The 16704-nt window shown below is 58.0% G+C and carries 12 protein-coding genes; 8 read left to right on the top strand and 4 right to left on the bottom strand.

Annotated features, from left to right (window positions below):
• Positions 1–62 precede the first annotated feature (62 nt).
• Complete coding sequence (locus tag B097_RS0109350) at positions 63–839, top strand: carbon-nitrogen hydrolase family protein (protein WP_018582264.1); 777 nt, start codon at positions 63–65, stop codon at positions 837–839.
• Here the strand turns inward: B097_RS0109350 and B097_RS0109345 are convergent.
• The 3 genes from B097_RS0109345 to B097_RS0109335 form a co-directional block, all read right to left on the bottom strand.
• The gene (locus B097_RS0109345) at positions 836–1990 is read right to left on the bottom strand and encodes a hypothetical protein (protein ID WP_018582263.1); all 1155 of its coding nucleotides are present in this window, start codon (positions 1988–1990) and stop codon (positions 836–838) included. The two genes, B097_RS0109350 and B097_RS0109345, sit on opposite strands and share 4 nt — an antisense overlap.
• 66 nt (positions 1991–2056) lie before the next feature.
• Positions 2057–3133, bottom strand: coding sequence for an LLM class flavin-dependent oxidoreductase (locus B097_RS0109340; protein ID WP_018582262.1), 1077 nt, complete (start codon positions 3131–3133; stop codon positions 2057–2059).
• Between the two features lie 64 nt (positions 3134–3197).
• Entirely contained in the window at positions 3198–4298 is a 1101-nt protein-coding gene (locus tag B097_RS0109335; RefSeq protein ID WP_018582261.1) for an NAD(P)-binding domain-containing protein, read from the bottom strand.
• Positions 4299–4388: 90 nt separating this feature from the next.
• Between B097_RS0109335 and B097_RS0109330 the strand changes: the two genes are divergently transcribed.
• From B097_RS0109330 to B097_RS13510, 7 genes are all read left to right on the top strand, one after another.
• Complete coding sequence (locus B097_RS0109330; RefSeq protein ID WP_018582260.1) at positions 4389–5750, top strand: sodium/glutamate symporter; 1362 nt, start codon at positions 4389–4391, stop codon at positions 5748–5750.
• A gap of 152 nt (positions 5751–5902) precedes the next feature.
• Positions 5903–7363, top strand: a complete 1461-nt coding sequence (locus tag B097_RS0109325) for an MDR family MFS transporter (protein ID WP_040429560.1) — start codon at positions 5903–5905, stop codon at positions 7361–7363.
• 71 nt (positions 7364–7434) lie between these two features.
• Positions 7435–8889: an MDR family MFS transporter gene (locus B097_RS0109320; RefSeq protein ID WP_048402632.1), complete on the top strand. Its 1455-nt coding sequence runs from the start codon at positions 7435–7437 to the stop codon at positions 8887–8889.
• Positions 8890–9243: 354 nt separating this feature from the next.
• Entirely contained in the window at positions 9244–10716 is a 1473-nt protein-coding gene (locus B097_RS0109315) for a SpaH/EbpB family LPXTG-anchored major pilin (protein ID WP_018582257.1), read from the top strand.
• 116 nt (positions 10717–10832) lie between these two features.
• On the top strand, positions 10833–11705 hold the full coding sequence (locus B097_RS0109310) for a class C sortase (protein WP_018582256.1): 873 nt from the start codon (positions 10833–10835) through the stop codon (positions 11703–11705).
• On the top strand, positions 11702–12559 hold the full coding sequence (locus tag B097_RS13515; protein ID WP_147287080.1) for an LPXTG cell wall anchor domain-containing protein: 858 nt from the start codon (positions 11702–11704) through the stop codon (positions 12557–12559). Before B097_RS0109310 ends, B097_RS13515 begins: the two co-directional genes overlap by 4 nt.
• Positions 12559–15999 carry a VWA domain-containing protein gene (locus B097_RS13510; RefSeq protein ID WP_115324627.1) on the top strand — a complete coding sequence of 1147 codons (3441 nt, stop codon included), beginning with the start codon at positions 12559–12561 and terminating at the stop codon, positions 15997–15999. The genes B097_RS13515 and B097_RS13510 overlap by 1 nt, the downstream gene beginning before the upstream one ends.
• Before the next feature lie 397 nt (positions 16000–16396).
• On the opposite strand, the gene B097_RS13330 is transcribed toward B097_RS13510, so the two are convergent.
• Positions 16397–16704 (bottom strand): integrase core domain-containing protein (locus B097_RS13330; protein ID WP_155879231.1); only part of this gene is annotated, 308 nt, incomplete at its 5' end.

The following is a 16704-nucleotide window of genomic DNA, read 5'->3' as shown; positions in this document are numbered from 1 at the left end:
GGGTGCGCGGGGCGGCGGAAAAATCTGTGGATAACTCAAAGTTATCCACATAAAGTGGTGCCATGAAGATCGGAATCGTGCAGATCACCACCGCAGGCGATAAGATGAAAAATTTCGCCCTCGCCGCCGAGTCCATCCGGCGCGCGGCCGACCAGGGCGCAGACCTCATCGTGTGCCCCGAAGCAACCTCGCAGGCCTTCGGCCAGGGGCGACTAGACACACAGGCCGAAGACTTGGACGGAGAGTTTTCCACCGCTATGTCATCGCTTGCCGACGAGTTGGGCGTGGTAATTGTCGCTGGCATATTCCGGCCGGCGGATGTGGTCGATGACAAGAACCGGGTGTACAACACCGCGCTGGTCACCGGCGACGGGCACCACTTTGGCTACGACAAGATCAACACCTATGACGCCTTTGACTACGCAGAGTCCGACACCGTGAAGCCTGGCGAGGACCTGATGATCTTCGACCACAACGGGGTGAACGTGGGCGTGGCCATCTGCTTCGATATCCGCTTCCCGGATCTTTTCCAGGAGCTGGCGCGCGCCGGGGCAGAGGTGATCGTGGTGCCGACCAGCTGGGCGAATGGTGAGGGGAAGTTGGAGCAGTGGCGGATTTTGACCGCGGCTCGCGCGCTGGATTCCACGGCGTTCATCGCGGCGGCGGGGCAGGCCCGCCCGACAGGGGAGACCAGCGGGCCGACCGGGCTGGGGCATTCCACCGTGGTCGACCCCTTTGGACACCGCGTGATGGAGCTGGGCTATGAGCCGGACGTGGCCGTCGTGGAGATTGACCCGAAGCTGGTGGAGAAGGCGCGCAGGTCGCTGCCGATCCTCTAGGGCTGCTCGGGAGTGGGCCACTGGTCGGGGCCGGTGGGGGTGACCAGTTGGATGTCTGCCTCCTCGGCGCCGGCCTTGAGTAGCGCGTCCTTGATGGCGGTGGTGGCCTCTTCGGGCCCGCATAGGATGATCTGGCGGCCCCAGAACATGCCCACTCCGGAGACGACCAGCGTGACGGGCAGGGCCACGGGGGTGAGCTCGGCGGCGCGAGCGTCCTTACTTTCAGCGTCGACGAAGTCGACGCTGTCGACGCTTTCCACGACCGGGGTGACGGTGAGCCAGTCCTGGGTGGTGGCAAGGGCCGCGAACGTGCCCACCTCATACAGCTGCGTCGAGCGCTCGGCGGCGAGGACAGCGTGGACTTTCGGCCGCTCGGCCTGCTCCAATAGGTTGAAGACCAGCGCCTTCACGGCCGCAACGCCTCTGCCAACCCCGACCAGCAGCGCGTCGCGTGCGGGGTCCAACGAGACGTCGCCGCGGGCCGCGCCCAGGGTCCAGTACTCGCCTTGCTCGACGGGGATGTCGTCGGGGACGTGCAGCTCCAGTTGGCCGAAGCGGTTCGGCGGGACGGCGGGTGCGAGGTTGAGCCATTCGCCGCGGCGCTGCATCGGCATCACCGGTACCTGCTGGCCGGCCTCGTAGTCCACGGGCATGCCGGCTTCCAGCTGGATCACGTTCACTCCGTCGGCGGCGTGTTCCACGGCCGTGACTTGGGCGGCGTTGGCGGGCGGTACTCCTTGGGCGTCGGCTTCGGCGGCACCCGCGCTCATCTCTGAGCAGATGCGCCCAACAACGGTCATGGCGGCGTCTACCCGCGCGGCGGGTAGGTCGTCGCCGATGGTTTCTGCAATAGCATCGCCAAGCAGCAGGCCGAACAGGTCATAGGTCTCGGAGGGGAATCCGTGCCGCCGGTGGTCCACACCCATCCCCTGAATCCGCGCGGTGAGCTCAAGGGAGAGGGGCTCGTCGATAAGCGAGCGCTCCAACACCCAGCCCAGCGCCCGGGGCAGGTCGACGTGAGCCCCGGTGAGGTCCTCCCGGAAGAGGTTGCGTGCCTCTGGGATGGCTTCGAAGAGGCGTTGGTGCAGGATGCGGTTGAGGTCGCTGCCACGCTCGCGGATGAGCTGGCCGACGTCGGCGAGTGTATCCAATCGTGAGCTCCCTAGCGCAGGTGTGTAGACATTTACTTTCTGGCGAAAGTATTAGTTAGCTTGATCCTAATACTCCGAGACGTCATAACCCTCCACGAGGCCTTCAGTATTCGGAATCCAGCCAAGCGACGGGGCGACGTGCTCGGCGAAACTCTGCAGGATCTTCACGTTCAGGTCCACGCCCATGGTGTTGGGGATGGTGATCAGCAGCGTGTCGGCGGCAGCGATCGCAGGATCGGCCTGCAGCTGCTCGATCAGCACGTCTGGCTCGGCGGCGTAGGTGCGGCCGAAGGTAACGTTGCGCCCCTCGCCCAGGGATCCGATCTGGTCCTCTCCGGTGGCCTGGAGTTGGAAGTAGTTGCGGGTTTCGTCGTCGACGATCGGGAAGATGGAGCGGGAGACGGACACGCGCGGGTTCGTGCGCTCGTGTCCTGCTTCCTTCCACGCCTGGCGGTACACATCGATCTGGCTGCGCTGCACTTCGCCCAGGCTGCGGCCGTCGGCCTCAGAGACCAGTGTGGAGCTCATCAGGTTCACGCCGTCCTTCGCGGCCTGGACCGCGGAATCATTGGAGCCGGAGCCCCAGAAGATGCGGCTGTGCAGGTCGGGCGAATGCGGGAAGATGGGCAGCGGCGCGCCGTCCTGGTACATGCGCGGGTACTGCTGTGCGGCCGGGGCGGCCTTGGCCACGCCGTAGCCGTCGATGGCTTTGAGGAAGAGGTCGAATTTCTCGCGCGCCATGTCCGCCCCGTTGGGGGCCTTGGCGGAGTAGCCGAAGGATTCCCAGCCCTTATCGGCTGGCTCCGGTGATCCGCGGGATACGCCCAGTGCGGTGCGCCCGTCCGCGAGTAGGTCCAGGGCTGCCGCCTCTTCGGCCAGGTAGAGGGGGTTTTCGTAGCGCATATCGATCACGCCGGTACCCACCTCAATGTGCTTGGTCGCACCGATCACGGCACCCAGCAGCGGCATGGGGGAAGCGCCCTGGGGCGCGAAGTGGTGGACGCGGAAGGAGGCATTGTTCACGCCGATCTCATCGGCCGCTTTCGCGATCTCTACGTGGTCCTGCAGAACCTGGCGCACGTCCGGGCCCTGTTGGGCACCGATGGCGTGGTGTCCGAAGCTTAAAAATCCAAATGCTTTCATTGTGGTGTGTCTCCTCGCATAAATTAGTGTCTTGTCAACAAGGCTAACGTGTGCCGACGGGCCCCTATTCCACCGCCGCACGCCCAGCTTTCCGCCCAGCCCGATTCGCGCCCAACGTGGACGCCGTGGAACCATAGCCCGCCAGCAGGATCCCCGGATTGCGCTCTGGGGTGACCTCATCGGCCATCGTGATCCCGCCGCCCGGGTTCCGCAGGCCCAGCGGTGCCAGGTGCGGCAAGTGGGCGCGGAAACCGGTATTCCAAAAGATCACATCCACCTTCTCTTCGTGCCCGGCTGGCAGCGGGTCCCAAGACTCCGGCACCGCCAGGTCGCTTGTTGGCGAATCCACCTGCCCAAAAATAACGGAATCAGAGGTGATGTGGTCGAACATTCCGCGCGACACCAGCGTGCCTTCTTTCACACCTTCTAAGTAGGCAGGAATCATCGGAATACCAGTGTTCGCGACTACCGACCGCGGAGCCTCACCAGCAAAGGTGGTGGCGCGCACCCGTTCCTCCACCTTCAAGCCCCAGTCCGGCCTGTCATAGCCGGGCTTGAATTCTGGCGGGCGGCGCGTTGCCCAGAGGGTTTCGGTCACGGGCGCCAACTCCAAGAGGAACTGCACCGCCGACAAACCGCCGCCCACCACAAGGGTCCTCTTACCCGCAAAGTCCTCTGCCGCGCGGTAGTGCTGGGTGTGTAGCTGCTCGCCCTGGAATTTTTCAATCCCCCGAATGTAGGGAATATAGGGGCTATCCCACATTCCTGTGGCATTAATCACCCTGCGGGCCTGGTGCTGGTCACCCGATTCAAGAGTGATGGTGAAAGGGGCGTCGATCCGCTCCTGCGTGACCTGGAGGACGCGCGCCGGGCGGATGACGGGCAGGTCGAACTCGGCTTCGTAGGCGCCGTAGTAGTCGGCGACCAGGTGGCTGGCGGGCACGGTGGGATCGGGCCGCTCCATGGCAAACCCCGGAAGGTCGGCGATGCCGTGGGTGTGGCCAAGGGTGAGTGAGTCCCAGCGGTGCCGCCACGCCCCGCCGGGGCCATCGTTGGCATCAAAGATGATGAAGTTCGTGTTTCCTCGGCGTCGTACCTCATGAGCTGCTGCAAGTCCCGCTTGCCCGGCGCCAATGATCGCTACGTCCCACATCTTTGGTGTCATGTACCCAACTGTATCACTGTTGTGATCTGGCTAATATGCGGTAGTTTTGACTAATCACATAAGTCTTAAAAATATCGGTTGGAGGGCTCTATGGAGTACACCCCCTACGATTTCCTGATCGATTTCGGCTGGATCTCGTTACTCCTTATTATCGGCAACATTTTGCGCCGCCGTATTAAACTTCTGCAGCAGCTGCTGCTGCCCGCCCCCATCACGGCGGGCCTGATCGGTCTTTTTCTTGCCGACGAAGTACTCGGCTGGATCCACTTTTCTGAGCACATCGGCACCTACACCACGCTGCTGATCGCCGTGGTTTTTGCCTCGATGGCCTACTCCATGGACTTGGGCGGTTCGGTGGGCAAGGGTGCCCGCAACATGTGGGGCTTTTCCACCACCATGTTCATGTTCCAGTGGGGCATCTTCATCCTGCTGGGCATCTATCTCTTTGCGCCGGTGATGGATACGGAGAACTGGTTCGGCATGATGCTGCCGGTGGGCTTCGTCGGCGGTTTCGGTACCGCGGCGGCCGTGGGTTCCGCGCTGGAAGGCGCGGGCGCGGAGGCGGCCTCCTCGTTGGGCTTTACCTCGGCGACGATCGGCACGCTGGTGGCTATCATCGGTGGCGTGGTCGTGGCCAACTGGGGCATCCGCACCGGGCGCGCCTCGGAGCTGAAGGGCGACCTGCCCGATGAGCTGCGCTCCGGCTATATCGAGAAGGTGGAGGACCGCCCCTCGATCGGTAGCGCTACCACCAACCCCTCGTCGATCGAACCGCTGGCGCTGCACGCAGGCGTGATCCTGTTCACCGTGTTCATCGCCTACTACGTCAACCAGTTCTTCAGCAGCCTGTGGCCCAACGTGTCCATCCCGCTGTTCGCGATGTCCTTCGTGATCGGCCTGCTGGGCCGCGCCTTGCTGGCCATGGTGGGCAAGGATGACTACTTGGATAAGCAGACCGTCTCCACCATTTCCGGTGCCGCCACGGATTACATGATCGCCTTCGGTATCGCCTCGATCGTGCCCGCGGCCCTGGCAGACTACTGGGTACAGCTGGTCCTCCTCTTCGTCCTGGGCACCATCTTCTGCCTGTTCTACCTGCTGGTCATGGCGCCGCTCTTCTTCGGCGAGAAGTGGCTGGAGCGTGGCCTCTTCGGCTGGGGCTGGGCAACCGCCGCCGTGGCCACGGGTATCGCACTGCTGAAGATGGTGGACCCGAAGATGCGTTCCGGCACATTGAACGAATATGGCGTGGCCTATGTGGGCTTCGCGCCTTTCGAGATCGGCATGACCATCATCGCGCCGATCGCCGTGCTCAACGGGTTTACCGCAGGCCTGGGCTGGATCAGTACGTTGTTCGCCGCCGGTGTGATGGTGATGGCATTCGCCCTGAAATGGGTGCCCGCCGGCGGAGGGAAACAGAAACGAGAAAGCCCCTCCTCCACGGGTGATTAGACACTCGTATTGACGTAGCGTGATTGATCAACGATAATCGTCTCCGGAACTCGGGCTACCCACAGTGCCCGCCTTACTACCGCTGCCACGTGCGCATACTATTCGCACGGTGTTGCAGCGGTCCTTTGTTTTTCATATCGGAGGATGCTCGGATGTCTTCGTCGGCAAGCAAGAAACCAGCACAACGAATGACCACGGACACCATCATGATCATCGCGGTGCTGGTGAGCACCACGTTCGTGATGATGCTCAACGAGACCGCACTGGCCGTCGCCCTGCCAAATATCATGCAGGAGTTCGACATTTCTGCCGGCACCGCACAGTGGTTGCTGACCGGCGTGATGTTGACCATGGCGATCATGATGCCCATGACCGGCTGGATCTTGGACCGCTTTTCGACGAGGAAGGTGTACTTCTTCGCCGTCGCGTTCTTCCTGGCAGGCTCTGTGGTCGCGGCAATCTCACCGAGTTTTGGGGTGATGCTGCTTGGCCGTGTGCTGCAGGCTGTGGGTACGGCGATTGTGATGCCGCTGCAGATGACCGTGGTGATGACCATCGTTCCACCCGCGCGCCGCGGCACCGTTATGGGCGTGATCTCTATTGTGATGGCCGTGGGCCCGGCGCTCGGCCCCACCTTCGCCGGCACCGTCATGAGTGTGTCCACCTGGCACATGATTTTCTGGATCATGGTGGTCCTTGTAGCGATTGCCGGCCTGTTCGGCGTGTGGAAGCTCCGCGACCTCGGGGAAATCAAGAAGGCGCCGCTGGATGTGGTATCCGTGGTGCTCAGCGTGTTCGCCTTCGGTGGCCTGGTATACGGGCTGTCGTCGATCGGAGAGATCGTGGAAGGTGGCGAGGGTGCGACGATCGCGCTGGCCATGTCCGCCGTCGGCGTGATCGGGCTGATGCTGTTTGTCTGGCGCCAGATCTCCAAGGGGAAGAAGGGCGAGGCACTGCTGAATCTTGCACCGCTGAAGATCCGCAACTTTGTCATCGCGGTCGTTGTCATCATGCTGTACCAAGGCGTGCTGCTGGGCGCGTCCAATATGCTGCCGCTGTACCTGCAGGGCGCGCTGCTGACCACCGCCCTGGTGGCGGGCCTGGTGAACCTGCCTGGTGGCATCGTCGAAACGGTGTTGTCCCCGGTCGCCGGCGCGCTCTATGACCGCATCGGCCCGCGCCCCCTGGTCATCCCAGGTACGATCCTGGGGGCGGCGTCCCTGTTCTGGATGTCCACCGTGGACCACGCCACCCCGGTGTGGCTGGTGATGGTCATGTTCGCTGTTTTCTCCTTTGGCTTGGCGATGTCCTTGACCCCGCTGATGACCACCGCGATGAGCTCGCTTCCCGACGATATCTACTCCCACGGCTCCGCCATCTTGAACACGCTGATGCAGCTGGCCGGCGCGGCCGGTACCGCCGTGATGATCACCACCTTTGACCTGGTGAGCATCGCCGGTGGCGACACGGTGGTGTCCCGCGGCCAGGGTGGTGGCGCTGCGTTTTTGATCTGTGCGGTCCTGCTTACCGTTGCCGCGGTGGCCACGTTCTTCTTACACCGCCCTGAACTATCAGGCCACACTAAGACCATCGCTGAGGACAGCCCGCGCTAGGCGCGCCTGTTTTCATCTAGCCCTTATTAATACTCAATTAATACTCAGCTATTTTTCCTGGAGGTTGCCGGATGAGCACGCCTGATCCGCGTTCTCGATCGATGACAGGGGAGACCATCCTCGTCATTTCCGTTCTTGCGCTGACGACATTCGTCATGATGCTCAATGAGACAGCACTGTCGGTGGCGCTGCCGTCCATCATGGCGGAGTTTGACGTGACAGCCGCGGTTGCCCAGTGGCTGCTCACCGGTGTGCTGCTGACCATGGCCATCATGATGCCCATGACCGGCTGGATCCTGGACCGCTTCAGCACCCGAGCGGTCTACTTCTTCGCCGTCGCCGCCTTCTTGCTGGGCTCTGTGGTCGCGGCGATCTCACCCACTTTCCCGATCCTGCTTGGCGGGCGCGTCCTCCAAGCCATCGGCACCGCGATCCTGCTTCCGCTGCAGATGACCGTGGTGATGACCGTTGTCCCGCCCAAGGTTCGCGGCACCGTCATGGGTGTGATCGCCATTGTCATGGCCGTCGGCCCCGCGCTGGGCCCCACCTTCGCTGGTGCGGTGATGGCGGTATCCACCTGGCACACAACCTTCTGGGTCATGGCCGTCCTGGTGGCCATCGCCGCGGCTTTTGCTGCTTGGAAGCTGCGCAACGTGGGCGAACTGAAACGCGCCCCGCTGGAGGTGATTTCTGTTGTTCTTTCTGCGATCGCCTTCGGTGGGCTGGTCTATGGCCTGTCCTCTGTGGGGGTGCTTATCGACGGTGGCTCCGGCTCTGGTGCCGTGATCGCGATCACCGTGGCTGGTGCCGTGGGGTTGGCCTTGTTTGTGTGGCGCCAGATCGCTCTTGCACCGCGGGGCCGTGCGCTGCTGGATCTTACCCCGCTAAAGGTGGGCAACTTCGTGGTGGCCATCGTCGTCATCGTCCTGTTCCAAGCCGCGATGCTGGGAATGGCCAACACCTTGCCGCTGTATCTGCAGGGTGCGCTGCTGACCACCGCGCTGGTGGCCGGCTTGGCCTCCCTGCCTGGCGGACTGGTAGAGACCGTGATATCTCCGATTGCCGGTGCGCTCTATGACCGGGTGGGCCCTAGGCCGCTTGTCATTCCAGGCACCATCATCGGTGCTGGGGCGTTGCTGTGGATGGGGACTGTCGACGAGCACTCCCCGGTCTGGCTGCTGGTCACTCAGTACACGATTTTCGGCGTGGCGATGGCGCTGTCCTTAACCCCGCTAATGACCACTGCCTTGTCCTCCCTACCAGCGTCCATCTATTCACACGGCTCCGCCATCTTAAATACTCTGCTTCAACTTGCTGGCGCGGCGGGCATCGCCGTGATGATCGCTATCTTTGGGCACGTATCCGATGCTGGCGGGGGTACCCGCGCGGCCCAGGGGGAGGGCGCAGCAATAGCCTTTCTGACCTGTGGAGGCATTCTGGTCATTGCTGTCATCGCTGCACTATTTCTGGGTAAACCTGAAGATCACGGCGAAGTGAAAACTGTGGAGACCACAGACCCCGCTTAAGGGTGGTTAGGGAAGCACCATCAGCGAAGCAATCTGAAAGGGAAAATGTGTGGACGGGTGTTAGAAAGACGCATCTACACGCTTCTTCAAAGGGGGCTGTCCAATCAGGCGGATCTATATTTCCGCGCGACTGGCGCGGTGTGAACGACCAGTTCATCGCAGGTTAAGGCTGGTTTCTGAGAAGAGTATAAGGAATAGGGCACATGAAAATCTCAGTTACTTGACAAGGGAAGGGGTGGGGGTCTAAATTTGGACAGGGTCTGGATTTCGATCCGGCTTGTCACCATTGTTTGATTCCCGGCTGGGCCGTCGCCAGATGACTTGGTGGGGATCTAGAGTTTCTGTGAGGTTTTCATGAATATTTTCAAGCGGTCCCTGGTTGCATCCGTAGCCACATCGTTTGTGGTTGCCGGCGGTCTGGCACCAGTTGTTGTTGCGCTGGAGGATCCTATTCCTGGTGACACAAACCAGGAACAATCCCAGTCCTACAGCCTGACCATCCACAAGCGCATTGGCGCTAATGAGGAGGTCGCTGGATATGATGGCAGTGCACTGACTGACCTGCCAGGGGCGGACGCTGGTGAGGGTTTCAGCTTCTCGATCACCCAGGTAACCCCAGCAACGGGTGCTGACGCGAATAATGCGGGTGCTGCGACGCCGGTCCCCGGCGGCCACACGGCGACAGGCAACACCGACTCATACGGCAAGGTAAGGTTCGAGAACCTACCCGCTGGTTTGTACCGAGTGAGCGAGACTAAGGCCCCAGACCAGTATGTCAAGAGCCAAGACTTCCTGGTGTCTGTGCCAGTGACTAGTGCTGACGGTCGTACCATGATCAACGATGTCGTTGCCTACCCGAAGAACACCGAAGCCAGCGTGACGAAGACCGTCAAGGACGCCGACGTGCATGGTGGTTCGGAGTACACCTACACCATCGAAGCAAACATTCCTGCCCCCGCTAAGGGCGATAAACTCGTTTCTTACCGGATTGTTGATAACCTCGACGGCCGTCTCGCCAAACCTGAAGCGGACAAGGTTGCTGTCCGGTTGTCGGATGGAACGCAAACTCTGGTAGAGGGCGACTACAACGTGACCATCACCCCTGGGGAAAATGGTGGAGCACACACGATTGAAGCTGAGTTCAACGATACAGGTCTGACGAAACTCGAAGAGGCTCGTAAGGCTGGACAATCCGTGGTGATGGAGATCAAGGCAACGGCACCAGCCGATGTCCAGGTCATTCCTAACAAGGCAACGCAGTACTTCAACAACGGTAACGGTGAGGGCGAACTAAAGCGCGAGTCCGATGAAGTTAAGACCTACTGGGGTAAGCTCACCGTTGTAAAGACTGACGCAGCCACAGACGACGCGCTCCAGGGGGCTGAGTTCCAGCTGGTACGTTGCCAGGAAGACGATGGTGTCTACAAGCAGGTTGCAGGCACCGAACCGCTCAGCGTGAACGGTCAGACCACATGGACGACCAACGAGGAAGGTACTTTGACTGTCACCGGCATCCATGCCTCTGACTTTGAAGATAACGCCTCCGTCGACTCAGTAGTTACGTACTGTGCACAGGAGACCAAGGCTCCAAGCGGCTTCCAGCTGGACAAGACCCTCATCCCATTCGTGTTGACCGCGAGCGAGTCTGAGCAAGCTCTGCGCGAAGGTGATGCTCGAGGTGTCTATGAGTACCGCATCAAGATGAAGAACCACAAGTCTCAGCTTCCGAATACCGGTGGCATGGGTATCGGTTTGCTCATTGTTCTTGGCCTGCTCGTGATTGGCGGCGGTGCATATGCTGCACGCCGCAACACCGCAGCTGCCTAAATAAGGCGCCGTTGACTGCTGCCTCATGCAGTAGTCAACATCCGCGCCCAGCGGGGAGGCGTTGATATGTCAAATTTCCCCGCCAGTTTTAGCTTTTCTCAGCAAGGGATAGTCGCGTGGTAACAAGTGATCAGCAATTAACCCCGAAGCAGCAGTCACCTATCATGCGGGTGATCGTGCCGGTGTTGATTGTGCTCGTCGGTGTCGGCATCGTTTTGTATCCAGTCATCGCAACAACGGTAAATAATGCTTATCAGCAGAAAATCGCTCGCGAATACGATGAGCAGTTCCGCGATAGCGACTCTGTTGAATCGCAGGCGAAGATAGAGGAAGCGCGGGAGTATAACGCGCGGGTTGCCGGGCAGCCAATCTTGGACCCTTGGCTAGCGCGCATCAGCCCTGATAATGAGGATTATCAGGAGTATCTGAATCAGCTGAGCGGCGCGACTGCCATGTCGGCAGTGTCGATTCCCGCTATCGACGTCAAACTTCCCTTGTACCACGGCACCGACGAGTCAACCCTGCAAAAAGGTCTCGGGCATCTCTATGGTTCCGCCCTCCCCGTCGGTGGGGAAGGAACTCGGTCGGTCATTACCGGGCATACAGGTCTGACGAATGCAACTTTGTTTGATGACTTAGACCAGCTCAAGGTCGGCGACGCGGTTTTCATCAACACCTTCGGCGAAACACTGAAATATGAGGTTCGTAGTACCGAAGTGGTGCTCCCAACTGACGTGGGAGGTCTTGTTCCGGAAGACGGAAAGGACTTGCTGACGCTAATTACGTGTACGCCGTACGGAGTCAATACACACCGTTTGCTGGTGCATGCTGAACGTGTCCCCTACACCCCAGAAGACGACGATCTTATCGACGACGCCGGTGGCGTAATGCAGTGGTGGATGTGGTTGCTGGTTGCACTCGCCGCGATCATTCTGGCTGCTCTTCTCTGGTGGGTCGTTCGAGAAATTCGTAAGGTTCGTGAACCATGATGATTAAACAAATTGCTACGTCGATGTGCCTGGTTGGGTTATTGGCTGCGGCCATGCCCAACGTGGCGTTCGCCGATTCGAAAGTAGTTACCGGAGCGGGCCCCAATTGTGCCCCTACGGGGAATATCGATATGTCGATGCGATCGACTTTGCAGATTAGTAAAACGCCTCCAAATCCCTATGATGAAGTCCCCGCTGGGAAATTGCATTATGGGCCAGTAGGCGGGATGCAGTTTCGTCTGCAGAAAGTCAACGTTGATTTTTCTACTGTAGAAGCCCGCCAAAAAGCGATGAACATGACGCTCGATCAAGCCCGTGACGCAGGCCTTAGCGGAACACGCACGCAGCGAACGAATGCTTCTGGTGTCGCTGAATTTACGGGACTTGAGCCCGGGCTCTACCTACTGGATGAGCTGGTTCCTGACGACGGTCAGTTTGACTATCGTCCTTCTCGGCCAATGTTGGTGATGATGCCACTAATTGGTGACCCGGTATCGTGCAAGTTCTCCCATGACTCTGTAGTGATTACAAAGCCGGATAGAAGCACACCACCGCCGACAACACCACCAAGTACTACTCCCCAAGTACCGCCTACCACCCCGCCGGGAACGACACCGGAGACAACACCTGTCACATCGCCACCGTCACCCCCGACTACGACGACCCCTGTTGCTCCTCCGGGAGAGGGCGTCCCACCACAAGAACGGCCCGGGGATGCACCGGATCCAGCGCGGTCAGGTTTGGCTGAAACTGGCGCTAGCGTCTTAGGTTTCATAATCGCGGGTGTTGTACTGATTATTGCTGGTAGCGCATTGTTCTCCCGGCGAGTTCGAACAGATAGAAAGGCTAAATAATGGTGTTCGAGCGTATTCCACGGTCGATGCGGCGTTTGGCGTCTGCTTTTGCGGTTGCTGGCCTTGTCGCGGCCACGGGTATGGTTCCCACTGCATCATCAGAACCAGAAGATGAACTCGAATATTCGGAGTCGGTTAGCAGCCCAGCGGCACCATCGGCAGAAACGGAGCCGTCGGCAGTGGCTCCGACGACTGAAAAGCCAATCGAAGCAGATTCATTCGAAGAATCCTATTCTTTATTTGAAGCCCTAGATATCGCACCGCTTTCTGAAAATTCGAATCCTGGCGATGTCAAGGTCTCAGTGATCGATCGAATCCGCGCGGATGGTACGCACTCCTACTTGATGGAGGTGAACCTCGGTCCTGAAAACTATCAACCGGGTGAACCTATATGGCTAGCGCGTAAGAACGCCAAGACTGCAAGCACCATTACCCAGGCCAAAGTTAATGAACAGGTACTCCAATCCGACGCAATCGAGAATGACTTGGTCGCTGAGGAGGAAGTGATTCGGATCAATCATCCTCTGGAGGCCGGTTCTAAGGCCAAGTTGACTTTACTGCTTGACAGTGACGAAAAGCCTAGTGCTCATGATTGGTCTCTTGTACCACCTGGAGCAGACTTTCCAAGTGTTGCGCCCCGTATAAGCAACAGCCAGGCACGAGCATCCGCGTTGGCGGTCAATTCGAACCCCCAGGTGCCTGAATACAAGCAAGAAGAATTCGGCGACTTACCTGACTTTAGCTATGGTAATAGTCCTAGGTACAGGCTCGACGATATTACGACCGAGAGTGATAATGGTGTAGAAGCCGTTCTGCGCTTTACATTCGAGGTCGAGAATGCCACTCGACCTGTCAACTTCGGTAATCTTCAATTTAATCCACGCGCTTGGTTCTGTGATTATGAACGCAAGGACACTTGCAAGACTGAGCTCGGCACCGTTCGCATCGACGGTCAAGGCGATTTGTGGATTAACACGGAGGACCCCAGTCGTAGTGCGCGAACTGGAAATATTAATCATAACTGGCGAACACCCAGCAGTCAGACCCCATATGACGAATGGTCAAGTAACCGAGTGCAAGTTCGAACCGGAGACCGCGTGATCGTTCGATACACGTTGAAGCGCGACTACGATGCGAGACGTACGTTTGAATATCGTGAGCCGAATGGTAACGAGGCAAAAATCGTAGTCCAAGTCGGCTCTGATCTTTTGCCACCGGGGGTCGTGAACGGTGCAGACCCTTTCGTGAGCGGTCGCCTAAACTCTGTGAAAGAAGTCTCAGAGGCTACAGGTGCAACCTTACGGCTGCACCGTCGTGCACACGACAATGCTTTTGGTACTGCCGAAGCCAACGATCTAGAGGAAGGGCCACACGGTCCGGGTCCCGCGATCAACGAGGACTGGGCGGTTTGTGAAGTCGACGCACTTGGTGAATGTGTTTTCTATGTACCTGTAGAGAGAGACGGTAAATACAATTATTATTGGGTGAAACAGGAAACCGCCACTCCAGGGTATAAACCACTGGACAAGCTTAGGATCGGTGGCTCCGGTTCGAAAGGAACGTTCATGCGGGAAGGCAAAGTCATTGACTATTCCTTCGCTACACCTAATCTAGAAGGTGGTAAGACGTACTACTCTGGAAAGTCATATCACGCGGGTTGGGGGTTCGGGGCACGATACGGATCAGACCGTGGTAGACGAAGTAATTCCTTTATGTATGGCCATACCCAGCCTATTTTTGATGGTAACATTGTTAGGCCAAGAAACTCGATGGGGGTCATCCAGCAAGTCCGAGATAATGTACCGCCCCCAGCTGGCGGGAAGGTCTGCTCTGCCGAGCAAAGAAATATCGCCGCCATGGTCGATCTCTCCGGCAGTATTGGTAAAACAGGCGCAGAGCTTCAATCTAAAGCGTTAAAAACGATCATTGGGGAGTTGGAAGGTACTTACTCAACGCTTTCAATCGGAACTTTTGCTACGAGTTCACCCCATAACAGGCAAGAGGCTCTCGGGCTATATGACATGCAAAATCCTGCAGATGTGAGTAAGTTGACGGATTTCGCAGAAGGACTTTCTAAAAGCTTTAATGGCGCAACAAACTGGGACGCTGGCTTTCGATCACTGATCAACGCGAACAAAAGAAACAGCGCCAACTTCGATCTTGCCTTTTTCATCACCGATGGAAATCCAACGCATACGGATCGGGATGGGTTTAGAAACATCATTGATGAGGGAGCGTTTAATGACTTCCGGCACGTTGAAGCGGCTATCGCCGCGGCAAATACGTTGAAATCCCAAGGCACACGTGTAGTTGCTGTAGGTGTTCCATCTTATCCTGAGGGCAGTGAAAAATATATGACCGTATCGGAGACGAACTTAGCTGCCATCTCAGGCCCTAAGAAGTGGGATAACCAGGTGCAAAACTCTTACGAGGCAGATCATTTCCGGTTTGATGATATCGATGCGTACGGAAAGATTCTGGCAAGCGCCGTCGGTACGCCAGTTGATTGTGTGATGGAAGTAGAGAAGCGAGTTGCTACTCCGGGATCTGAGTTTGCATCAGCAGACAACAGCGGGCCAGGCGGCTCCGATTGGCAATTCGACTTAGGATTTGGTGGGTCTCTTGACGTCGGCGATGAGCCTTTAACAAAGCTTACCGACGACACCTCGAAGGTTTCGTACACGTTTAGTGAGGAAGGACAAGGCGAGGTATTAATTACTGAAGATCTCTCCACTGCTAGGCAAGGGCGTAGCTATCAACTCTTACCGGTTAAGTCTGGTAAGAATGGCGTGTGCTACTCGCTCGACTCGAATGGCAAGCGTGGAGCTCAAATTTCTGACGATCGCATAGATAATATTGACGATCCGACTAACCCGGGCATCCGCGTCAAGAATGTTTCTGCAACGGAACGTCTAAGTTGCACGTTGACAAACGTCGAGAAGAAACCGACGACTCTCGAGCTGCTCATTAAGAAGCTTGGCGTGAAGCCAGGTGGATCCGAGATTGTTGAGGTCGCCGGCGCTGAGTTTGAATTGTCGCAACTGAAGGAAGATGGAACTGTTTCCGTTGTCGAGCTTGACAACGACGGTGGGGCAGAATTCCGTGCAACTCTCGAAGCTGGGCGGTACCGTCTGGTGGAAAAGAAGGCCCCTGAAGGTTACTCGTTACTCCCGCAACCCGTGGAGTTTGAGGTCCTGCTGTCTTCGGAAGGACAATACGAAGTCAACCTTCTATCCGCTCCGACACAACTTGGGCAGGTGGAGTTGGTGGGAAGCTCAGAAGACAACCCGAATTCAGCTGAGCTTTTGGTAACCGACCAAACCCGAGGCGAGCTACCCAAGACGGGAGGCCATGGTCTTTTCCCGACATTGCTCCTCGGTCTATTGGTAATAGTTCTGGGCGCGGCTTACTCGAGATTTGAGGCGGGCCGTAGGTTCTAAAGCTAAGTAGGCGAAACTAGCGCACACCGGCCACCGGTGTGCGCTATGTCTTATAGGTTTCGGTAAATGGATTCGCGGGACACAGATGAAAAGGGCGATGTCGCCAATATGCCTACTAGGTCACAACTCGAATGCGAGAACCGATCAGATGGTGGCTGATGTACAGCCTTTAGTAAGTACGACTAAGGCCGCCTCGTCGGTTATAAAACAATCAAAAGGGAAGCCGCTGCACTTACAGGCAGCGAAAATGATTACCCGGCAAGTTTGTTGTATTGTTTACTAAAATCGTGTGACCGCATTGAGGCTCCAATGAGCAAGTAAAGATAGGAAAGTCAGGTAATGATATTTAAGGGTGCTTCTGGGCCCGACCCCCGGATAGTAGACACGGAGGATTCAATCAGGAAGCAGATTTCAGGATAACAGAACAGCGCTCTTCAAACACCGCAGGCGCGAGATATTTACACCAGGAATGCCGGCGCACCGTGTTGTAACGAGTGCACCAGCGGAAAACGTCCCGNCGACAGCGCAACTGGTTCGCAAACGTCTTGGAATCCTGAAGAACTTCCCGCTTCATCGCCGCATTGAACGACTCCGCCAAAGCGTTATCCGCACTGGTACCAATTGATCCCATTGATTGCTGGATCCCTAATTCTGTGCAGGTGTTCTGGAACGCGTTCGAGGTATAAACACTTCCGTGATCAGAAT

The organism is Corynebacterium pilosum DSM 20521 = CIP 103422 (assembly GCF_000373805.1).
Taxonomy (GTDB): Bacteria; Actinomycetota; Actinomycetes; order Mycobacteriales; family Mycobacteriaceae; genus Corynebacterium; species Corynebacterium pilosum.
Note: the sequence above shows the minus strand (reverse complement) of the source record. Positions and strands in the feature narration are given on the sequence as shown.